The following is a 20,297-nucleotide window of genomic DNA, read 5'->3' on the forward strand; positions in this document are numbered from 1 at the left end:
GGTTGCGGCCGGAACGGATGCCGGCATCAGTTCACCGAGAAGGTGACAGACGCGTTGTCGCCGCCTCCGCCCGAGGTGGTGCAGCGGTGCGGCGCGGGGACCTGGCACTGGTACTTGTTGCTGCCGGAGAAGGGGTTGTCCCAGCGGATGGCGACCGTGCCGCCGCCCGCCATCGTGTAGTTCGCGTAGCCCTCGGTTCCGGTCATGACGCCCTCCGACTCGCTCTCCCAGGAGGCGTTGGCGCCGGGGTTGATCAGCGACGGCGGAAGGTTGTTGCCGGTCCAGATGCCGTGGGACAGCCCGGCCCCGGTCCTGGCGAGCAGCGTGCCGCTGTTGTTGATCACGCGGACGACGGTGCTGCGGGCGGCCTGGGCCGTCATCTCCGTCGAGGCGGCCCGGGCCGAGAACGCCGCGGGTCCGCCGGTCAGCGTGAAGTTGACGGTGGCGTTGTCGCCGCCCCCACCGGTCCGGGAACAGGCGTAGCCGGTCGGCGCCTCACAGCTGTAACTGTTCGAGCCGGCGTACGGGTTGTTCCAGTGGATCTTGATCTCCTGCCCGGTCGCCGTGACCCGGTAGGTGGTGTAGCCCTCCGTCCCGGTGAGCATGCCGCACGAGCGGCTGCCCCAGGAGGTGGTGATGCCCTTGGCGATGTAGTCCGGCGGCAAGGCGTCGTTGTTCCAGCACCCGTGCGGCAGGGAGGAGCTGACCCGGGTCAGCTGCTGGCTGGTGCTGTTGCTGAAAACGACGTCCGTACTGCGGGCCGAGGACGCTGCGACGGGCGACGGGCCGGCGACCGGCGCGGCCTGGGCTGCGGGGGCGAGCGCGGTGGCACCCGCCGCCAGCGCGGCGACGGCGGAGAGCGCGGTGGCCCACCGGGCCCGGGAACGGGTCAGCTGCATGGGTGTGTATCCCTTCGAGTCGTGAGTGGGGGGCGGAGGGGCGGATCAGTCGACGTAGAACAGCTGGTACTGGTTGTTCCAGGTGGGGTTGCACTCGTAGCGGCTGTACAGGCCGAGCGCGACGCTCAGCGAGCCGGCCTGGATGCACTGCGAGAAGGACGGGTACGTCCCGCCCGGCTCCCGGTAACCGGCCGTGGCCGCCTGGGCGGTCGCGGCGCCGCCGACGCCGAGCAGCAAGGCCGTGCCCGCGCAGAGGGCGACGGCGAGCGAGCGGCGCCGGGTCGTGGCTGCGGTGCCTGATCTCATGGGGATTCCTTTCGGGCATGCCTCATCACGCCGCGGCGGCGCCGGGCTCATCGAGGAGGAAGCAGGGGGAGAAGAAGAGAAGGAGACTGGGTCGGGCCCACATCCGCCCAACCGGCGGCGGATGGTGTCCGCCGCCCCCGCACCCGGTCTCCCGGATGGTTCAGTTCAGCGGCTTGCCGGGGCACACGGAGCTGCCCCACGCCGTGGTCACGGGGCAGGGCTTGTCGCCGTGGTGTCCGCCGCCTCCGTGTCCGTTGCCGCGTCCGTCGTCGGCTGCGCCGGTGAGTGCGGAGCCCGCGGTGACCCGGGTGCCGGAGCCGGCCGGGCCGCCGGCCGTGTCGGTGCCGTGGCCGGAGACGGCGGCGCCGCCCCACAGGCAGGCCACGACGGCCAGTCCCGCGGTCAGTCGCAGGGTTTTGACGATCACGGCAACTCCTCTGTCAGGCAAGGGCATGGGGACACGGAATCAGACGCCGGTTTCGCCGGTTTCGCTGGTTCCGCCGGTTACGCCGGTTACGAGGACGACTCTGCCAGGGCCCGCTGGCACCCGGCAGGCCTGGAAGGGATCATGTGGGTGCCATGCACGTTTAGGAGGCAAGCGGTGGAAATGGGCGCGGATGCAGGAACAGGCGTACCCCGACTCGATGAACCGGCGACGCTGCTGTACCGGTGGGCCCTCGTCCACGGCCGGCTCACACCCGAGACGCTGCCACGCGCCGCGGCGGAGACCGGCCTGAGCGAGCAGGCCTGCAGAGGGGCGATCGAGCAACTCGCCGAGGTGTACCTGTTCCAGCCGTTGCCCGGAGACAACGGGGGAGAAGGGGACGCCGGCGCGGGCTGGCGGGCTGTGAGCCCACAGTCGGCCGGCGCGCAGGTCCTCGCCGAGAAGGAGACCGAATTACGGGTCCACGAGGCGGCCTTACGGGAGCAGCGGGAACAACTCCAGCGCCAGCGCGACGGCTTCAGCGCCCTCGTTCCCGTCTACCTCCAGGCCCGCCGGGACACCTTCCCCGAGGGGACCATCGACCACCTCCCGGACCAGTTCGCGGTCCGCGCGCTGCTCACCGAGGTCATCGACACCTGCCGCAGTGAGGTCCTGGTCTCCAAGCACGGCGGCTCCTTCCCGCCGGCCGCGCTGCGCGAGGCGCTGCCCCGGGACCTGGCCCTGCTCGCCCGCGGGGTCCGGATGCACAGCCTCTACCAGCACGCCACCCGCTTCGACCAGGCGACCCGGGTGCACGCCGAACAGCTCATCGGTGCCGGTGCGGAGATCCGCACGCTGCCCGAGGTGCTCCCGCAGATGATCCTGGTCGACGGCCAGCTCGCCCTGCTGCCCGCCCGGTCCGGTGGCGCGCTGGTCATCCGCGAGCCCGACCTGATCGGTTATCTGCTGGACGTCTTCCAGCGGGACTGGGCGAATGCCACGCCCTTCGCGACCGGCCCGCAGGCGGCCCACGGCGTATCGGAGGCCATGAAACGGAGCATCCTGGTACTGCTCGCCAAGGGGCTCAAGGACGAGTCCATCGCCCGGCGGCTGGGAGTCTCCCTGCGGACCTGCCGCCGCCACGTCTCCGAGCTCCTGGACGGCCTCGGGGCGCACAGCCGCTTCCAGGCGGGCGTGATCGCGGAACGAAACGGCCTGACCGGCCACCCGGTCGCCGCCCCGGCGGTGCCCGCGCAGGAAGCCCCCGTCCGGGAAGCCCCGGCTGCCGCCGCACCGGCCCCAGGGCCGAACCTTCAGGAGCCCGGGGCCAAGAGCGGAACCGGTGCCGGGACCGGAACCGGTGCGGGGACCGGTGCCGGGACCGAAGTCGGAGCCGGGGCCGGAACCGCAGCCGGGACCCGAGCCGGGGCCGGGAGCCCGCCGCGCTGCCCCGGCTGCGACCGCCCGCTCCCGGTCGTCGCCGCCCAGCGGCAGGGCCGACCGCCCCGCTACTGCTCGGCGCCCTGCCGCTCCCGCGCCTATCGGGCCCGGCTCAAGTCCCGCCAGGCCCCGGACACCCCGTGACGTAATCGCCCACCGCGACACGAAAGTCGACGAACCGGCTGCACGGCGCGCCGGTTCAGCCGCCGTCGCCGAAGAGCTGGCCGCTCGGCCAGATCGGGGAGGAGACGACGCGGGACCATTCCGGATCGCGCCGGCCCGGCAGGGTGCGGCCGTCGTCGGCCCAACGGGCCAGCAGCGCACCGTAGATCGGCGGATCGGGCTGCCGCTGCGGAACCGATTCTTCGTAGCCGGACGGCGTCGGCCGCCGCCGCCGTCCCGTTCTTGCCCCAGGGGCTTCGAGCGTGGTCATACAGCGCCAACGCGCCACCCGAGCCACGGGTAACCGCCCCTGCCCTGCGGGTATCCGTTCGAGGTGTCCCCGCCGCACCCTCCCCGAAGTGGCCAGACGTGCCGGGATGTCAGGGAGTGACAGAAGTCTGGCCCCGGGCCCAGTTTCTGACGTACCGTCATATCTGCTCGAGCCGATGCCGCTCCCCGCGGCCCCGCGCCCCGCGCCACCGCCCCGCCCAGGAGGTTTGCCATGCCCGCGGACCGACCCGTACCCCTCGACGAATACCCCGTCCACCAGGCCCCGTTGTCGATGAAGCACCTCGTCAGCGGTGACCGGAACGCCTACGACCGCTGCATCTTCCACGTCTTCGACCACGCCGGCCGGGCCGTCCTCATCCTCGGCCTCGGCGTGTACCCCAACGCCGGGGTCATCGACGCCTACGCCACCCTGCGCACCGGCGACGAACTCCTCGCCGTCCGCGCCTCCGACGCCCTCACCGACGACCGCATGAACCTCTCCGTCGGCCCGCTGCGGATCATCGTCGACGAACCCCTGAAGCGGATCACCCTCCAGTGCGACGCCGACCCCGCCGACCCCGCAGGGCTCTCCTACGACATCACCTGGACCGCCGAATTCCCCGCCGTCTGGGAACCCCACCATGTCCAGCGGCGCGGCGACCGCCTCATGCTCGAAGGCCGCCGCTTCGTCCAGGCCGGGCACGTCACCGGCACCATCCGCGCCAAGGGCGAGGAGCACACCCTCACCGCCGCCGAGTGGACCGGCACCCGCGACCGCAGCTGGGGCGTGCGCCCGATACCCGGCGAGGACGGCGGCCGGGCTGCCGAGGAGTACCGGCCCGAGGGCTTCCACTGGCTCTGGATCCCGGTCCGCTTCGAGGACCGCTTCGTCATGGTCATCGCCCAGGAGGACGCCGACGGGCACCGCACGCTGAACGAGGCCGTCCAGGTCTTCCCCGAGGGCAGCGGCCGCCACGACGTGCAGCTCGGCTGGCCCCAGACCGAGATCCGCTACCGCCCCGGCACCCGCCACCCCGAGAGCGCCGTCGTCCACCTCGCCGACCCGGCCCGCAAACCCCTCGAACTCGGCGTCGAGATCCTGGGCTCCTCCCCGCTCGCCGTCGGCGCCGGCTACCCGCCCGCCGCCGACTGGCAGCACGGCACCTGGCAGGGCCGCGGCTGGACCGACCGCCGCGTCTACGACCTCTCCGACCCCGCCGCCCACCCCATGGCCGCCTTCGGCGTCACCGACCACTCCGCCCGCTTCACCCTCGACGGCCGGACCGGCTTCGGCATCTTCGAGCACGGCAGCTTCGGCCGTCACGACCCGAGCGGCTTCACCGACTACAGCTCAGTGGCCCCGTAGCAGCGCCCGTACCAGAGCCAGCAGAAGAGAGGGGAAGTCATGGCAGCACCGGCACCACGCCCGCGCACCTCCACCCGCGAACCCGAGGAACTCGGCCGGCGCCTCGCCGCCTGGCTCGACGCCGAGCTCCCCGGCGCGAAGATCACAGGCGTATCCGTCCCCGGATCCAACGGCATGTCCAGCGAGACCCTGCTCTTCGACATAGAGCACCCCGACACCCCGGTCCGCGCCTGCGCCCTGCGCCTCGCCGCCGACCCGGCCGCCTACACCGTGTTCCCCACGTACGACATGCCCCGCCAGCACCGCGTGATGAGCCTGGTCGCCGCCCACACCGACCTGCCCGTCCCCCGCGTGCTGTGGCTGGAGCAGGACCCCGGGCCGCTCGGAGCGCCCTTCTTCGTCATGGCCCGCGCCGAGGGCCGGGTCCCGCCCGACGTCATGCCCTACACGTACGAGGGAAACTGGCTGCACGCCGCGAGCGATTCCGAACGCGCCGTACTCCAGGAGGCGAGCATCTCGCTGCTGGCCCGGCTGCACGACCAGTTCCCCGCCAAGGAGGCCGAGTTCCTCCTCCCCGAGGGCACGGGCAGCCCGCTGCGCCGCCACGTCGACGCCCAACGCGCCTACTACGCCTGGGTGGTCGACGGACTCGCGCCGTCCCCGCTGCTGGAGCGGGCCTTCGGCCGGCTGGAGGAGCTCTGGCCCGCGGACGAGGGCCCCGCCGTCCTCAACTGGGGCGACGCCCGCATCGGCAACGTCGTCTACGAGGCCGACGGGTTCCGGCCGGTGGCCGTCCTGGACTGGGAGATGGCCGCGTACGCCCCGCGCGAGGTCGACCTCGGCTGGACCGTCTACCTGCACCGCTTCTTCCAGGACCTGACCGTCGGCTTCGGCCAGAGCGGCCTGCCGGACTTCCTGCGCCGCGCCGACCTGGAGCGCCGGTACGCCGAACTCACCGGGCACACCCCGCGGGACATGGAGTTCCACACGCTGTACGCCGCCCTGCGGCACGGGATCGTGATGCTGCGGATCGCCTACCGGCAGGCGCACTTCGGGGAGGTCGAGGTCCCGGCGGATCCGGACGGCCTGATCCTGCACCACGCCAGCCTCGCGGCGATGGTGCAGGGCACGTACTGGTAGGTCCGGCCGATCCGGCACACCCGGCCGATCCGGCACACCCGGGATGCCCGGCAGATCCCGATCCGGTGGATCCGGCCGGGAAAGTCCTCAGGCCGCCTGCGCGTGCTGCCGCATCTGCGGCAGCAGCGTCGGCGCCGGCATCCGCACGGGACGCGAACCGGGGCCGCCGACGTGCGAGAAGGGCTGCGTCCGCCAGTCCAGACCCTGCGGCAGGTCCAGCAGCACGACCTCGAGCTCCTGGGGCTCCTCGAGGCCCATGCCCACGGTCGGCAGCGCCTCGGACGCCGGGCGGCCCGTGCCCGCGCAGACCGTGAGCCCGAAGGGGTTCCACGGGGTCAGGCAGAGCGCGTGCTCCGGCAGGTACTCCTCGTCAGCGACGAGGGCGATCGGCTGGCCGCAGTCGGGGCAGATCGCGTGGTGGATCTCGAACCCGTCGACGTCTCCGAGGTACTCCCCGTCGTCCGCGTACTCGGTTTCGTTCAATTCCACGGGCTCCGGTTCGGTGCGACCGGCGCGCTTGGTGTTCAGCATGGTTGTACTCCCCCTTGGGTGGGCCGGGCGGGCAGGTTCTGCGGCCTCGGCCACACGAAGCACTTCCCGCCGCGCGGCACGAGTAACCACAACATCCCGGCGTACGCCTGCATACCCTTGTGGCCTTGGTCACATGCCCGCCGCAGGTGCCACTTGCAGGCGGACAGCACTGTGCCTGGAGCGCCCTTGGGCCTTAGGTTGAGCGGCTATGAGCGCAATGGAGGAGCTGGACCGCCAGATCGTGGATCTGCTCGTGCGGGACGGGCGGATGAGCTACACGGATCTGGGCAAGGCCACGGGACTGTCCACGTCGGCGGTCCATCAGCGAGTACGCCGTCTGGAACAGCGCGGGGTGATCCGCGGATACGCGGCCGTCGTCGATCCCGAGGCCGTCGGCCTGCCCCTGACGGCCTTCATCTCGGTGAAGCCCTTCGACCCGAGCGCGCCGGACGACATCGCGGACCGGCTGGCCGGCGTACCGGAGATCGAGGCGTGCCACAGCGTGGCGGGCGACGAGAACTACATCCTGAAGGTCCGGGTCGCGACCCCGCTGGAGCTGGAGGACCTCCTCGGCCGCCTGCGTGCCCTGGCCCACGTCTCGACCCGCACCACGGTGGTCCTCTCCACCCCGTACGAGGCCCGCCCGCCCCGCGTGTGATGCCTTTGCCCGGGTCCGCCTCCTCCGCGCGGCCGGGGCGCGGTCGAGGAGGGGCCGGGGACCCGCGAAACTAGGCGCATGACTGACCGCACCGCCAGCTCCGTCGACGCCGCCGGCGCCCCCGCATCCGAACGGACCGTCCTCCTCCGCGGGGGCGAAGTACACAGCCCCGCCGACCCCTTCGCCACCGCGATGGTCGTCGAGCGGGGACACATCGCCTGGGTCGGCTCCGAAGGCGCCGCCGACGCCTTCGCACAGGGCGTCGACGAGGTCGTCGACCTCGGCGGGGCGCTCGTCACACCCGCCTTCACCGACGCACACGTCCACACCACCTCCGCCGGCCTCGCCCTCACCGGACTCGACCTCACCGGCGCCGCCTCCCTCGCCGACGCCCTCGGCCTCGTCCGCGCGTACGCCGAACGCCGCCCCGCCGACCGGGTGCTCCTCGGCCACGGCTGGGACGCCTCCCGCTGGCCCGAGCGCCGCGCGCCCCGCCGCGAGGAGCTCGACGAGGCCGCCGCCGGCCGACCGCTCTACCTCAGCCGCATCGACGTGCACTCCGCCGTGGTCACCACCGCCCTGCTGGACCTCGTACCGGCCGTCTCCGTCCGCGGCGACGAGCCGCTGACCCGCGACGACCACCACGTCGTCCGCAGGGCCGCGCTCGCCGCCGTCACCCCCGCCCAGCGCGCCGAGGCCCAGCGGGCCGCCCTCGACCGGGCCGCCTCCCTCGGCATCGGCTCCGTCCACGAGTGCGGCGGCCCCGACATCTCCTCCGCCGAGGACTTCGCGGACCTCCTCAACCTCGCCCGCGAACGGCCCGGACCGCGCGTCTTCGGGTACTGGGCGGACCGGGACCTCGAACAGGCCAAGGCGCTCGGCGCCATCGGCGCCGCCGGCGACCTCTTCGTGGACGGCGCCCTCGGCTCCCACACCGCCTGCCTGCACGCGCCGTACACCGATGCGGGCCACACCGGCACCGGCTACCTCGACGCCGCCGAGGTGGCCGAGCACGTCGCCGCCTGCACCGAGGCGGGCCTCCAGGCCGGTTTCCACGCCATCGGCGACGCCGCCCTGACCGCCGTCGTCGAGGGCGTGCGCGCCGCCGCCGAGAAGGTCGGCCTCGCCCGCATCCGCGCCGCCCGGCACCGCGTCGAGCACGCCGAGATGATGACCCCCGCCACCATCGCCGCCTTCGCGGACCTCGGCCTCACCGCTTCCGTGCAGCCCGCCTTCGACGCGGCCTGGGGCGGCGAGGAGGGCATGTACGCCGACCGGCTCGGCGCCGAGCGCGCCCGTACCCTGAACCCCTTCGCCGCCCTGCTCAAGGCCGGCGTGCCCCTCGCCTTCGGCTCCGACGCCCCCGTCACGCCGTTCGACCCCTGGGGCACCGTCCGGGCGGCCGCCTTCCACCGCACCCCCGAGCACCGGATCTCCGTACGGGCCGCCTTCACGGCCCACACCCGGGGCGGCTGGCGGGCCCTGGGCCGCGACGGCGCGGGCGTGCTGGTGCCCGGCGCCCCCGCCGACTACGCGCTCTGGGAGACCGCCGAACTGGTCGTCCAGGCCCCCGACGACCGGGTCGCCCGCTGGTCCACGGACCCCCGTTCAGGGACCCCCGGACTGCCCGACCTGACCCCCGGCGGCGAACTGCCGGTGTGCCTCGCCACGGTCGTCGGCGGGCGGGAGGTATTCGTACGGCCACAGGGGTGATCCGGTCGGCCTCGGTTCGGTACGGGCGCTCGGACCCGGATAAGTTCGGCCGGGTCCACCACCGGACGTCCGTACCGGGCGGATCCGTCTGCTCAGCGCGCCCGCGCCTCGGGGGCGAGGGAAGGTTTCGCCGGGATGGGGGTCCCCCCTGCTCCGAAGGAGCTCGGGGGAGGGTGGCCCCGTGTCGGGGCCCTGCGGTCCAGTAGACAACGGTCACGGCGACCCGCAGCCAGCGGGAGCCTGACCGGCCCGAAGGACCGCGGGCCCCGACCACTGTTCTAAAGTCATCCTCTGTGACAGGACGTACAAGAACACGAAGGCGGACTCAGTGAGCGACGGCGGACAGCGAGGCCACGGACCGCTCGGCACGGCCTTGGTGATCATTCCGACCTTCAACGAGGCGGAGAACATCGGGCCGATCGTCGCCCGCGTGCGCGCGGCGGTGCCCGAGGCGCACATCCTCGTCGCGGACGACAACAGCCCCGACGGCACCGGCAAGCTCGCCGACGAGCTGGCAGCCGGCGACGACCACGTGCACGTCCTGCACCGCAGGGGCAAGGAGGGCCTCGGCGCCGCCTACCTCGCGGGCTTCGCCTGGGGCCTGGAGCGCGACTACGGCGTGCTCGTCGAGATGGACGCCGACGGCTCCCACCAGCCGGAGGAGCTGCCGCGGCTGCTCACCGCGCTGGCCGGGGCCGACCTGGTCCTGGGCTCACGCTGGGTGCCGGGGGGCCGGGTGGTCAACTGGCCCAAGAGCCGTGAGTTCCTCTCCCGCGGCGGTTCGACGTACTCCCGGCTGATGCTGGACGTCCCGATCCGCGACGTGACGGGCGGCTACCGCGCCTTCCGCCGCGAGACCCTGGAGGGGCTGGGCCTGGAGGAGGTGGCCTCCGCGGGCTACTGCTTCCAGGTCGACCTCGCCCGCCGGGCCGTGCGCCAGGGCTTCCGCGTCGTCGAGGTGCCCATCACCTTCGTCGAGCGCGAGTTCGGCGACAGCAAGATGAGCAGGGACATCGTGGTGGAGGCCCTCTGGCGGGTCACCCAGTGGGGGCTCAAGGCCCACGCGGCGAAGCTGACCGGCCAGGACAAGCCCAAGGGTGCGGACAAGGGCTCGGACAAGGGCTCGGACAGTGGCTCGGACAAGGGCGGGAACCGCGCCTGACGGGTCCCCGCCCCCCTAGGGGATGTCCGGTACCTCCGGCTGAGGTCGCTTTTACGCCGCCCCAGGCACACTGGATGTCATGACGACCGGCGTTCCCCTTCCGACGGCCCCCCGGCGGCGCTCGCGTGCCCGCACGTTCCTCCCTCTGGCGGTCGCCGCCTGGCTGATCCTGGAGATCTGGCTGCTCAGCCTGGTCGCCGGCGCGGCCGGCGGGCTGACCGTCGCCGCGCTGCTCGCGGGCGGAGTCGTGCTCGGCGTCGTGGTCATCAAGCGGGCCGGGCGCCGTGCCTTCAAGAACCTGACGAACACCTTCCAGCAGGCTCAGCAGGGGCAGCAGCCCCCGCCCCAGGCGACGAAACAGCAGCCGGGCAGCGGCAACGGCCTCACCATGCTGGCCGGCCTGCTCCTGATCCTGCCGGGCCTGATCTCAGACGTGGCCGGCCTGCTCTGCCTGCTCCCGCCCGTCCGGGCGTGGATCGGCCGCCGGGTCGCCGGCTCCCTGGAGCGCAAGATGGCCACGGCTCCGGCCGGGAGCTTCGGCGACGCCTTCCAGCAGGCCCGCATCCACTACCCCGACGGCAAGGTCGTCCAGGGCGAGGTCATCCGCGAGGACGAGCCGCAGAAGCCGGGCCCGGACGCCGGGTACCGGCCGCCGCTGGCGCCCTGAGGCCCGTACGGGGCAAGCAGACAAGCCGAGGGCCCCTGCCACAGTTCGTGGCAGGGGCCCTCGGTTTCGTTATTCCGCGTCCGGCTGTCAGGCGGACTTGCGGCTGTCCCGCGGATGCACGGCAATGTTCATGGCGCCGGAACGCAGGACCGCCAGCCTCTCGGCCAGCACTTCCTCCAGTTCCTCGCGGGTGCGCCGCTCCATGAGCATGTCCCAGTGCGTTCGCGCAGGCTTGCCCTTCTTCTCTTCGGGCCCGTCCCCGTCAACCAGGAGTGCCATGGCGCCGCACGCCTTGCACTCCCACTCCGGCGGAATCTCTGCCTCAACCGAGAACGGCATCTCAAATCGATGTCCGTTCTGGCATGCGTACTCCACCGCCTGGCGCGGGGCCAGATCGATGCCGCGGTCCGTCTCGTAGCTGGTAACCACGAGCCGCGTACCGCGGAGAGCTCGCTCACTCATGAATCGTGCCTCCCGGGCTTGTCGCCCACAGGACAGGTGTCGCTGTCGTCGTCATCCGGTCAACGTCCGGTCGGCGGTATAGATTCCCGCTCCGGGTGATGCGTCGCCCGTCGTGCCGCCCCTTGTTGTACCCACCAATGCCCGTTTTGTCACATCTGGCAGCAGATGTCACCCAACGTCTTCACTTCTTTAGCGCGCAGTAACGGTCCGCCTGGCAGGCCAAAGGCGTACACTACCGGCCCTTCGCTTCAACGTCGAAATCCGTTCGGAATTCGTATGAAGATCCGGGTCGGATCCGCTGCCGGAGCGCCGGGCGGATCCGCTCAGATCCGCTCGGGAACAGGATTCCCCGCCGCCTCCACCGCGCGCCGCACCGGCACCCGTGCCAGCAGCACGAAACCCAGTGCGAAGAACACCACCAACGAGATGATCGCGTCCCGGTAGCTGCCCGTGACCTGGTACGTCAGGCCGAACACCAGCGGTCCGATCCAGCTCAGCCCGCGGTCGCTCATCTCGTACGCGGAGAAGTACTCGGCCTCCTTCCCCGCCGGCACCAGGTGCGAGAACAGCGAGCGCGACAGTGCCTGGCTGCCGCCCAGCACCAGTCCGATCATCGAGGCGAGGGCGAAGAACCACACCGGCGTGCGGGCCGGCAGGAAGTATCCCGCCGCCAGCGTCAGCGCCCACGCCGCCAGCGAACCGAGGATCGTCCGCTTCGCGCCGTACATCACGGCCAGCCGGCCCATGCCCAGGGCGCCCGCCACGGCCAGGACCTGCACCAGCAGTACCGCCACGATCAGAGTGGACTGCTCGAGCTCCAGCTCCTGCTTGCCGTAGATCGAGGCCTGCGAGATCACCGTCTGCACGCCGTCGTTGTAGATCAGGTACGCCAGCAGGAACGACAGCGTCAGCGGATAGCGCCGCATGTCCTTCAGTGTCGCGACGAGCTGCTTCCAGCCACTGACGGCAGGCGCCGCGCCGGGCTCCCGCACCACGGCGCGGTCCCGCAGCCGGCGCAGCGGGACGATCGCGAAGGCCCCCCACCACAGGCCCGCCGAGGCCAGGCAGATCCGTACCGCTTCGCCCTCGCTGAGCCCGAAGGAGTCGTGGCCCAGGTAGAGCACCAGGTTGACCACCAGCATCACGGAGCCTGCCGTGTAGCCGAAGGCCCAGCCCCGCGAGGACACCGCGTCCCGCTCGTCCGGCGTGGAGATCTGTGGCAGGTAGGCGTTGTAGAGCACCATCGAGACCGAGAGCGCGGCATTCGCCACGATCAGCAGCAGCCCGCCCAGCAGGTAGCGCTCGCCGCCCAGGAAGAACATCCCGGCGGTGGCCGCCGCGCCCGTGTACGCCGCCACGGCGAGCAGTGGCTTCTTCCGGCCGGTCCGGTCGGCGACGGCCCCCACCAGCGGCATGAGCAGCAGGGCGAGGATCACCGACGCCGAGACCGAGTAGGCGAAGAAGGACCCGACCCGCACCGGGATGCCCAACGGGTGCACGAACCCGGGGGTCCCCTGGGCCTTCGCGGCGGCCTCGGCCACCGAGGTCAGGTAGGGCCCGAGGAACACGGTCAGAACGCTCGCCGAGTACACCGAGACGGCGAAGTCGTAGAAGTACCAGCCCCGCTGCTCGCGCTTGCGCGCGGCCGCGCCGGCTCTGCCGTCCTCGGCCCCCGGTTCCGTTTCGTCCATGGTCTGCGCACTCATGGGTGCCCCCTCGCTGGTCCCCGTACCGCACGGGCCACCGGAGCCGAGCGGCGGCCGTACGGGCTTGTCAGGCCCAGGCCCCGCGCCGGTCCAGCACCGTGCGCAAGATGTCGATCCGGTCGGTCATGATGCCATCGACTCCCAGGTCCAGGAGAGCCTCCATACGTTCCGGTTCGTTCACGGTCCAGACGTGCACCTGGAGGCCCCGCTCGTGCGCCGTGCGCACGAACCGCCGGTCGACCACGCGGATGCCCGCCTGCGTCTCCGGAACCTGAGCCGCAATCGCCCCGACCCGCAGCGCCGCCGGGATCGCGAACGAGCGCAGCCGCAGCCCGAGTACGCCGCGCACCCCGTACGAGGTCGCCAGCCGGGGCCCGGCGATCTTCTGGGCGCGGGCCACCCGGCTCTCCGAGAACGAGCCCACGCACACCCGGTCCCACACGCCCGCCCGGGCGATCAGATTGACCAGCGGGTGCAGGGCCGACTCGGCCTTGATGTCGATGTTCCAGCGGGCGTCGGGGAACTCCTCGAGGAGCTCCTCGAACAACGGCAGCGGCTCGGAGCCCGCCACCCGGGCCTCGCGGACCTTGCTCCAGGTCAGCTCGGCGATCCGGCCCTGCCCGTCGGTGACCCGGTCGAGCGTGGAGTCGTGGAAGGCGACGAGCTTCCCGTCGGCCGTGGCGTGCACATCGGTCTCGAAGTACCGGTAGCCCGCATCGGCGGCCCGCCGGAAGGCCGCAGCGGTGTTCTCCAATCCGTCCGCGGCACCTCCCCGGTGCGCGAAGGGGATCGGAGCCGGGTGGTCCAGATACGGATGGCGAAGGCGTACGTGCGTCACCCGCCGCAGTATGCACGGTGTCACCGGTGGGGAGGGAGCGGCCGGATGGCTGCGTGGTGAACGCCGCGCCGCCCCCTGGTCCGGGTGGACCGCGGCGTGACAGGCTGTGGGGGCGGAAGCAATCCAATACGGGCCGCGCCCGAGTGCGGGCGGGGCCAATTCGATGAAGGTGGACCGGACAGCATGGCAGAGTGGACCTCGGCGGTGGGTGCCGCACAGCTCGCCCGTCTCATCACCTCCCAGCAGGAGCGGCCCGGCCTCCCCGGGGCGCGGAAGCTGCCCGCGTATCGGACCCTCGCCGACGGCATCCGGCTGCTCGTCCTCGAAGGCCGCGTCCCCGTCGCCGCCCGGCTGCCCGCCGAACGGGAGCTCGCCGTCTCCCTCTCCCTCTCCCGCACCACTGTCGCCGCCGCGTACGAGGCGCTGCGCGGGGAGGGCTTCCTGGAGTCCCGGCGCGGCGCCGGCAGCTGGACCTCCGTCCCGGCCGGGAACCCGCTGCCCGCCCGGGGGCTGGAACCGCTGCCGCCCGAATCGCTCGGCTCGATGATCGACCTCGGCTGCGCCGCGCTCCCGGCACCCGAGCCCTGGCTCACCAAGGCCGTACAGGGCGCCCTCGAAGAGCTCCCGCCGTACGCGCACACCCACGGGGACTACCCCGCCGGGCTCCCCGCCCTGCGGCGGATGCTCGCCGACCGCTACACCGAGCGGGGCATCCCCACGATGCCCGAGCAGATCATGGTCACCACCGGCGCGATGGGCGCCATCGACGCCATCTGCAGCCTCTTCGCCGGCCGCGGGGAGCGGATCGCCGTCGAATCCCCGTCCTACGCCAACATCCTCCAGCTCATGCGCGCCGCCGGCGTCCGGCTCGTGCCCGTCGCGATGGCCGACGGCCTGGGCGGCTGGGACATGACCGTGTGGCGGCAGGTACTGCGCGACGCCGCGCCCCGCCTCGCCTACGTCGTCGCCGACTTCCACAACCCCACCGGCGCCCTGGCCTCGGACGAGCAGCGCCGCGCCATGGTGGAGGCGGCCCGCTCGGCCGGCACCGTGCTCGTCGTCGACGAGACCATGGCCGAGCTCCAGCTGGACCCGGCGCTGGAGATGCCCCGCGCCGTCTGCTCCTTCGACCCGGCCGGCTCCACCGTGATCACCGTCGGCTCCGCCAGCAAGGCCTTCTGGGCCGGCATGCGGATCGGCTGGGTCCGCGCGGCGCCCGACGTGATCCGGAGCCTGGTCGCCGCGCGCGCGTACGCCGACCTCGGCACGCCGGTGCTGGAGCAGCTCGCGGTCAACTGGCTGATGCGGACCGGCGGCTGGGCGGAGGCCGTGGAGATCCGCCGCGACCAGGCCCGCGAGAACCGGGACGCGCTGGTCGCCGCGGTGCGCCGGGAGCTGCCCGACTGGGAGTTCGAGGTGCCGCGGGGCGGGCTGACCCTGTGGGCCCGCGCGGGCGGGCTGTCCGGCTCCCGGCTGGCCGAAGTGGGGGAGCGGGTCGGCGTACGGGTCCCCTCGGGGCCGCGGTTCGGCGTCGACGGGGCCTTCGAGGGCTATGTCCGGCTGCCGTTCACCGTCGGCGGCCCGGTGGCCGAGGAGGCCGCGGTCCGCCTCGCGGCGGCCGCCCGCCTGGTCGGCACGGGCGCAGGCGGCAGCGGCGCGGAACCCCCGCGCACGTTCGTCGCGTAGGGCGTAGGGCACAGGGGACCGCGGGGGCGGCGGTTCAGCAGCTCAGGGGCCGACCGGCCAGGGGCCGCGGGCCGGTGGGGTCTCCGCCGGAACCTCCTCGATCTCCTCGGCGTCGATCGACGGGTCCTGCGACCGGGCCGGCGGCTGGACGATGTGCAGGGGCTTCGACAGCGTCACGCGGCCCGGCCCGCCCGGGGCCGGCAGCTGCCGCCCGGGCAGCAGCTCCTGCACCGCCTGCCGCTGCGCCGGATGCGCGGCGTCGTCGTACGGGTCCGGCGTGGCGGGCACCTGCAACCGGTGCACGGGACCCGCACCGAGCCGGGCGTACCCGCGCCCCGGCGGCACCTGGGCCGTCGGGGTGGTGTGCGGCGGCACCCCCAGTACGTCGGTGATCTGCTGGATCGCGGCGGGCCCGAGTACGACCCGGGCCCGGGTGTGCTGCCAGACCGCGTCGTTCAGCAGCTCCAGATGGTCGAACTGCTCGGCCACCACGACCGTGATGTGCGCGGTGCGCCCGTGCCGCAGCGGCACCTGGAGCTGGGCGAGGGGGTCGGGGCCCCCGTCGGCGACCGCGAGGTGCGCGAGCACGCTGGGCCGGTCCAGCAGGATCCACAGCGGCCGCCGGGTGTCCTCGGGCGCGGGCCGGCCGGCCTCGCGGGCCCGGTGCGTGGCGATCAGCCGCCGCTCGGTCTCGCGCGCCGCCCACTCCAGGGTGGCCAGTGCCCCGGCCGGACCGCACTCCACGGCCAGCACGCCCGTACGCCCGGACAGGCAGGAGAACTCCCCGCTGCCGCCGCCCTCGACGATCAGTACCTCGCCCCCGTGCTGCAGGGCCTGCAGGGCGATCGAGCGCAGCAGGGTCGAGGTGCCGCTGCCGGGCTGGCCGACGGCGAGCAGGTGCGGCTCGGTGGAGCGGGGGCCGGTGCGCCAGATCACCGGCGGCACGTCGCGCGACTCGTCGTCCTCCAGGACCGGAAGGGTGCGCTGCACACTGCCGGCGTCGGTGAAGCCGAGCACGGTCTCGCCGGGCGAGGTGACGAACGGCTGGGCGGCGATTCCCGTCGGCAGCGCCGTGAGCACCGTCAGGTCGAGCTGGTTGCCCTCCTCGTCCCAGTCGAAGAGGTACTCCCGGCCGCGCCCGGACTTGGCGTGCAGCAGGGCCTCGATCCTGGCCCGCGAGGCGGCCTCGCCGTCGGTGAAGTAGGCGGGGTAGCGGATCCGGAGCCGGGTGATGCGGCCCGCTTCGTCGAAGGCGTAGTCGCTGAACGCCTTGTCCCACTCCCCGCCGTGGGCGAAGAGCGGGCTCGGGTCCTCGGGGGTGGAGAAGTACGGCACGAGGGCCTCGTAGAGGGACCCGAGCCGTTCGGTCTCGCCCTCGCTGGGCCCGGTCTTCACCGGGATCCGGTCGCGTCCCCGCCAGGCCGCCGCCCCCATCAGGGTGATCAGGGCGAGGAGGGGTCCGTACGGTGCGAGCGCGACCACGAGGACGCAGGCGGCTCCCAGGAACAGCGCGGGACCACGCTTGTCCTTGGGGGTCTGCATCCACTTGCGCCGCCCGGCCGAAGCCAGGATGCGCAGGCCGCGCCCGATGACGAGGAGCGGATGGAGGACGTCCGTGGCGCTGTCGGCGGCCGTGCGAGCAAGGTCGCGGCCCCGGGACAGCGACGTGGAGCCGCTGCTGAGGATGCGGGGGAGTGGGCGCCGGGCCACGGGCGTCTCCTGGAGTTGTCGTGGTGCGGGACGGTGCGTGCGGTCGGGGCGCTACAACTTGATCCCGCCGAGCAGGCTGGCGAGGCTCGCGGTGCTCGCCGTGATGCTCGGCGCGATGGCGGAGCCGGCGAGGAAGAAGCCGAACAGGGCACAGACGAAAGCGTGGGACAGCTTCATCCCGTCCTTCTTGAAGAAGAGGAAGGCGATGATGCCGAGCAGGACGACGCCTGAGATGGACAGGATCATGAGAGGTTCTCCTGGTGGGTGGGGACAGTCACCATCAGTTGTTCCAGGCTCACAGGAAGTATCAGTGCGATAAAAGGTGCATACGGGTGAATGCAGGCTTTTTTCACTTGACCGGCGCAGCCCGGCTGGCGCGTCCGGCGCGAAGCAGGGCCAACCGGACCAGCCCGGCGCCAACCAGCGCCAACGGGGATCCTTGCCTCGGTCCGACCCCCGTATGTGCAGGTCCGGGCGCTACTCTGGCGATTCACCCGTACGGCCGCAGCGCCGTACGCCCCCCTGCCCGCCGGCCTGGGGAACCTCATGCCGACAGCGAGTGAAAGGCGGTACGACAGATGAGCGAGCACAAGCCCACTGAGGGCGGCTCCCAGGGCGCTCCCGACGAGGACGTCATCGAGCTGGCCACCAAGATCTTCGACCTCGCCCGCCAGGGCGAGACCGAGACGCTCACCGCGTACCTCGACGCCGGAGTCCCGGCCAACCTCACCAACGACCGCGGCGACACCCTCGTCATGCTGGCCGCGTACCACGGGCACGCCGCCACCGTCACGGCCCTGCTGGCCCGCGGAGCCGAGGCCGACCGCGCCAACGACCGCGGCCAGACCCCGCTCGCCGGCGCCGTCTTCAAGGGGGAGGAGGCCGTCATCCGCGCCCTGCTCGCCGGAGGCGCCGACCCGACGGCCGGAACCCCCTCCGCCGTGGACACCGCCCGCATGTTCGCCAAGACGGACCTGCTGGAACTCTTCGGAGCCAAGTAGTCCGTTTTTGCCCGTGACCTGGCACGGTCCGACCGGTCCGCTACCTCACGGGTTGATCACGGCGGCCGTAAATGTGGTCGCGGCGCACAAACCGGCTGGGTCATCATGGCGTCGGATTCGATTTGCGAACACGGCGGACGGGCAGGAGCGGGCAGGACACGACGGGTGTCCGGGCCCACCCCCTGCGCAGACCGGCCGCCCCGGTCGCGAAGCACCGACGAGAGTGAGAAGGCAATGGTCTACATCGAGCGGAACATGACGGCGAACGTCCTCACATGCTGTTACGCGGCCCTGTGAATCCCGATTCCCGGTTGCGTCCCCAGCTTGATTTGAGGCCATTCCCATGTTCGAACCAGTCATAGCGCCAAGCGGCACCCTGCTCGGGCTCCTCCAGCGGGGCCGCGGCGACGGCACGCTGCACGCCCTCGCGGCGCCGCGCACCGAGGCCCTCGCAGCCCTCAACCGGTGCGTGGTCAGCGATCCGCGCCAGGACTGGCAGGTCGAGAACCGCTCGCTGTACTACGCCCGCCTGTACCTGGATCTCGACGGCCCCCTCGGCGAGATCGAGAGCCACCTCTTCAGCGCCGACGACCTCGTCGACGACACGGACCACCGGACCGGCCTCGCCCTGTCCGTCCTGGGCCACCTGGCCTCGTACGGCCGCGACGACGCGCTCATGCTGCTGCGCCGCTACGCCGCCTCCGGCGCCAACTGGGCCTGGGCCCTCGACGAGCTCGCCCTGCGCGACGACGACGAGGGGCTGCGCAGCCTCGCCACGCCCGTCCTCGCCAGATTCCCGGCCTCGGCCGAGGGCGAGGCGCGGCTGGCCGCCGCCGTCCGCGACGCGTACGAGCCCCGGCCCTGGTGCCTGTGGGAAGAGTCACCCGAGTACGGCGACCGCCTGCGAGCAGCCCGCCGGCAGGGCTCCTTCGACCGCTGGCAGCGCCAGCTCACCCCGAACGGGCCCCGTCCCGGATGGGGCGTGCAGGCCGTCTTCGACTGGGCCGCCGACGGGCTGAACCGCGGCACCCCGCTGCACGTGCCTGCCGCCCGCTGTCTCGCCGCCGTCGCCGCACCCGAGGACCGCTCCACGATCCTCGCTGCCGCCGCCGGCGCCGCAGGCGAGGCCGCCCGGGCCACCGCCCTGCACCACCTGGTCCTCGCCGAGCCGGAGAACCCGGCCGTACTGGACCTCATCGAAGCCGCCGGGGACGAGCCCGCCGTGGCCGCCTACGAGCGCATGTGCGGCCCCGCGGCCGTAGACCGGGCCCGGCAGTGGGTCCACCGCCCCGACGCGCTGGGCGCGGCCGCAGCCGCCCTCCTGGCCGCCCGGGGCGGAGCCGAGGACACCGGACTCGTCCTGGGCGCCCTCCGCTCCACGGTCCGCGGCTCCGGCCCGGACGCCCAGCCTCTGTTCGCCCTGGTCGACGGGGCAGGCCGGCTCTCCATCGGCTGCGCGGCACCGGTGCTGCGCCACGTCTACCGCGAGACGGCCTCGTCCCACCTGCGCGGTCGCGCGGCGCGCGCCCTGGCCAGCACGGACCCGTCCTTCGCGGCCGGCTTCGCCGTGGAATGCCTCTGGGACTGCGAGGAGACCACCCGCGAGGTGGCGGCCCACCACGCGGAAACGGCGGACGCCCGCGTGGCGCCGAGGCTCCGCAGACTGGCATCGGACCCGGCGGAGGAAGAGGACGTCCAGTCGGCGGTCCGCAGCAGGATCGCGCCGGAGTCGGCGGTGTAGGGCGGGGGACACGCACTCCGCGCCGGAAGGGCCGATCCAGGATGCCGGCGGGCGGGTCGGCGGGCCCGGCTCCCGCCCCCCGCGTCGGGTGGGTCGGCGGGGGCGGCGGGGCCCGGGCCCGGCCGCCCCGCGTCGGGTGGGTCGGCGGCCGCTGGGGTCCGTCGATCCGGTGCAGGAGGCCGGCCGGGACTCGGGACGCCGGGGCTCCGCGCAGGCGGCGCCGGGGGAGCCGGTCGGGACTTCGGGGGGCGGGGTCCGGGCATTCGGCGTGAGGTGGGCGGATCGGAACTTCGGGGGCGGGGTCCGTGTGCTCGGGGACGGAGAGGTCGGCCGGAGGCTCCCGGGCGGGGTCCGTGTGCGCGGCGTCGAGAGGTCAGCCGGAGGCTCCGGGTCCGTGTGCGCGGCGTCGGAGAGG

At 72.9% G+C, this 20,297-nt stretch carries 20 protein-coding genes; 10 read left to right on the forward strand and 10 right to left on the reverse strand.

Annotated elements, in window-relative coordinates; genetic code table 11:
* Nucleotides 1–26: 26 nt before the first annotated feature.
* From OHT74_RS31345 to OHT74_RS31355, 3 genes are all read right to left on the reverse strand, one after another.
* Nucleotides 27–899, reverse strand: coding sequence for a Crystal protein ET79 (locus OHT74_RS31345; protein ID WP_266669039.1), 873 nt, complete (start codon nt 897–899; stop codon nt 27–29).
* Nucleotides 900–944: 45 nt separating this feature from the next.
* Nucleotides 945–1,205, reverse strand: coding sequence for a hypothetical protein (locus tag OHT74_RS31350; protein ID WP_266669041.1), 261 nt, complete (start codon nt 1,203–1,205; stop codon nt 945–947).
* Nucleotides 1,206–1,365: 160 nt separating this feature from the next.
* Nucleotides 1,366–1,632: a hypothetical protein gene (locus tag OHT74_RS31355; RefSeq protein ID WP_266669043.1), complete on the reverse strand. Its 267-nt coding sequence runs from the start codon at nt 1,630–1,632 to the stop codon at nt 1,366–1,368.
* A 180-nt stretch (nt 1,633–1,812) separates the two neighbouring features.
* Here OHT74_RS31355 and OHT74_RS31360 point away from each other — a divergent pair, with 180 nt between their 5' ends.
* The gene (locus OHT74_RS31360; RefSeq protein WP_328622014.1) at nt 1,813–3,213 is read left to right on the forward strand and encodes a helix-turn-helix transcriptional regulator; all 1,401 of its coding nucleotides are present in this window, start codon (nt 1,813–1,815) and stop codon (nt 3,211–3,213) included.
* A gap of 55 nt (nt 3,214–3,268) precedes the next feature.
* On the opposite strand, the gene OHT74_RS31365 is transcribed toward OHT74_RS31360, so the two are convergent.
* The gene (locus tag OHT74_RS31365) at nt 3,269–3,502 is read right to left on the reverse strand and encodes a hypothetical protein (RefSeq protein WP_328622015.1); all 234 of its coding nucleotides are present in this window, start codon (nt 3,500–3,502) and stop codon (nt 3,269–3,271) included.
* 231 nt (nt 3,503–3,733) lie between these two features.
* On the opposite strand from OHT74_RS31365, the gene OHT74_RS31370 reads away from it, so the two are divergent.
* The gene (locus OHT74_RS31370; RefSeq protein ID WP_328622016.1) at nt 3,734–4,867 is read left to right on the forward strand and encodes a hypothetical protein; all 1,134 of its coding nucleotides are present in this window, start codon (nt 3,734–3,736) and stop codon (nt 4,865–4,867) included.
* A 39-nt stretch (nt 4,868–4,906) separates the two neighbouring features.
* A complete protein-coding gene (locus OHT74_RS31375; RefSeq protein WP_328622017.1) occupies nt 4,907–6,007 on the forward strand; it encodes a phosphotransferase family protein in 1,101 nt (366 codons plus the stop codon).
* A gap of 87 nt (nt 6,008–6,094) precedes the next feature.
* On the opposite strand, the gene OHT74_RS31380 is transcribed toward OHT74_RS31375, so the two are convergent.
* Complete coding sequence (locus tag OHT74_RS31380) at nt 6,095–6,538, reverse strand: hypothetical protein (protein ID WP_266669053.1); 444 nt, start codon at nt 6,536–6,538, stop codon at nt 6,095–6,097.
* Between the two features lie 217 nt (nt 6,539–6,755).
* Between OHT74_RS31380 and OHT74_RS31385 the strand changes: the two genes are divergently transcribed.
* The 4 genes from OHT74_RS31385 to fxsA all read left to right on the forward strand — a co-directional run bounded on the left by OHT74_RS31385 (nt 6,756) and on the right by fxsA (nt 10,738).
* Complete coding sequence (locus OHT74_RS31385; RefSeq protein WP_030011705.1) at nt 6,756–7,196, forward strand: Lrp/AsnC family transcriptional regulator; 441 nt, start codon at nt 6,756–6,758, stop codon at nt 7,194–7,196.
* Between the two features lie 78 nt (nt 7,197–7,274).
* Nucleotides 7,275–8,909, forward strand: a complete 1,635-nt coding sequence (locus OHT74_RS31390; RefSeq protein WP_328622018.1) for an amidohydrolase — start codon at nt 7,275–7,277, stop codon at nt 8,907–8,909.
* A gap of 328 nt (nt 8,910–9,237) precedes the next feature.
* Nucleotides 9,238–10,071 carry a polyprenol monophosphomannose synthase gene (locus OHT74_RS31395; RefSeq protein WP_328622019.1) on the forward strand — a complete coding sequence of 278 codons (834 nt, stop codon included), beginning with the start codon at nt 9,238–9,240 and terminating at the stop codon, nt 10,069–10,071.
* A 79-nt stretch (nt 10,072–10,150) separates the two neighbouring features.
* Nucleotides 10,151–10,738 (forward strand): FxsA family membrane protein, encoded by a 588-nt coding sequence (gene fxsA, locus OHT74_RS31400; protein WP_328622020.1) that lies wholly within the window; start codon nt 10,151–10,153, stop codon nt 10,736–10,738.
* Nucleotides 10,739–10,825: 87 nt separating this feature from the next.
* Here the strand turns inward: fxsA and OHT74_RS31405 are convergent, their stop codons facing one another.
* The 3 genes from OHT74_RS31405 to OHT74_RS31415 all read right to left on the reverse strand — a co-directional run bounded on the left by OHT74_RS31405 (nt 10,826) and on the right by OHT74_RS31415 (nt 13,744).
* Nucleotides 10,826–11,200 carry an RNA polymerase-binding protein RbpA gene (locus OHT74_RS31405; RefSeq protein WP_007262928.1) on the reverse strand — a complete coding sequence of 125 codons (375 nt, stop codon included), beginning with the start codon at nt 11,198–11,200 and terminating at the stop codon, nt 10,826–10,828.
* Nucleotides 11,201–11,523: 323 nt separating this feature from the next.
* Nucleotides 11,524–12,906, reverse strand: coding sequence for an MFS transporter (locus OHT74_RS31410; protein ID WP_266669061.1), 1,383 nt, complete (start codon nt 12,904–12,906; stop codon nt 11,524–11,526).
* 67 nt (nt 12,907–12,973) lie between these two features.
* Nucleotides 12,974–13,744 (reverse strand): glycerophosphodiester phosphodiesterase family protein, encoded by a 771-nt coding sequence (locus OHT74_RS31415; RefSeq protein ID WP_266669063.1) that lies wholly within the window; start codon nt 13,742–13,744, stop codon nt 12,974–12,976.
* Between the two features lie 183 nt (nt 13,745–13,927).
* Here OHT74_RS31415 and OHT74_RS31420 point away from each other — a divergent pair, with 183 nt between their 5' ends.
* The gene (locus tag OHT74_RS31420; RefSeq protein WP_266669064.1) at nt 13,928–15,430 is read left to right on the forward strand and encodes an SCO1417 family MocR-like transcription factor; all 1,503 of its coding nucleotides are present in this window, start codon (nt 13,928–13,930) and stop codon (nt 15,428–15,430) included.
* Between the two features lie 42 nt (nt 15,431–15,472).
* Here OHT74_RS31420 and OHT74_RS31425 read toward each other — a convergent pair whose 3' ends face one another.
* Nucleotides 15,473–17,140 (reverse strand): hypothetical protein, encoded by a 1,668-nt coding sequence (locus tag OHT74_RS31425; RefSeq protein ID WP_328622021.1) that lies wholly within the window; start codon nt 17,138–17,140, stop codon nt 15,473–15,475.
* Between the two features lie 51 nt (nt 17,141–17,191).
* On the reverse strand, nt 17,192–17,386 hold the full coding sequence (locus OHT74_RS31430) for a hypothetical protein (protein WP_030162614.1): 195 nt from the start codon (nt 17,384–17,386) through the stop codon (nt 17,192–17,194).
* A 332-nt stretch (nt 17,387–17,718) separates the two neighbouring features.
* Between OHT74_RS31430 and OHT74_RS31435 the strand changes: the two genes are divergently transcribed.
* On the forward strand, nt 17,719–18,141 hold the full coding sequence (locus OHT74_RS31435) for an ankyrin repeat domain-containing protein (RefSeq protein WP_266669068.1): 423 nt from the start codon (nt 17,719–17,721) through the stop codon (nt 18,139–18,141).
* Between the two features lie 343 nt (nt 18,142–18,484).
* Nucleotides 18,485–19,882 (forward strand): HEAT repeat domain-containing protein, encoded by a 1,398-nt coding sequence (locus OHT74_RS31440; protein ID WP_266669070.1) that lies wholly within the window; start codon nt 18,485–18,487, stop codon nt 19,880–19,882.
* The last annotated feature ends 415 nt before the right edge of the window (nt 19,883–20,297 follow it).

It is taken from the genome of Streptomyces sp. NBC_00354 (assembly GCF_036106915.1).
Classification (GTDB): Bacteria; Actinomycetota; Actinomycetes; order Streptomycetales; family Streptomycetaceae; genus Streptomyces.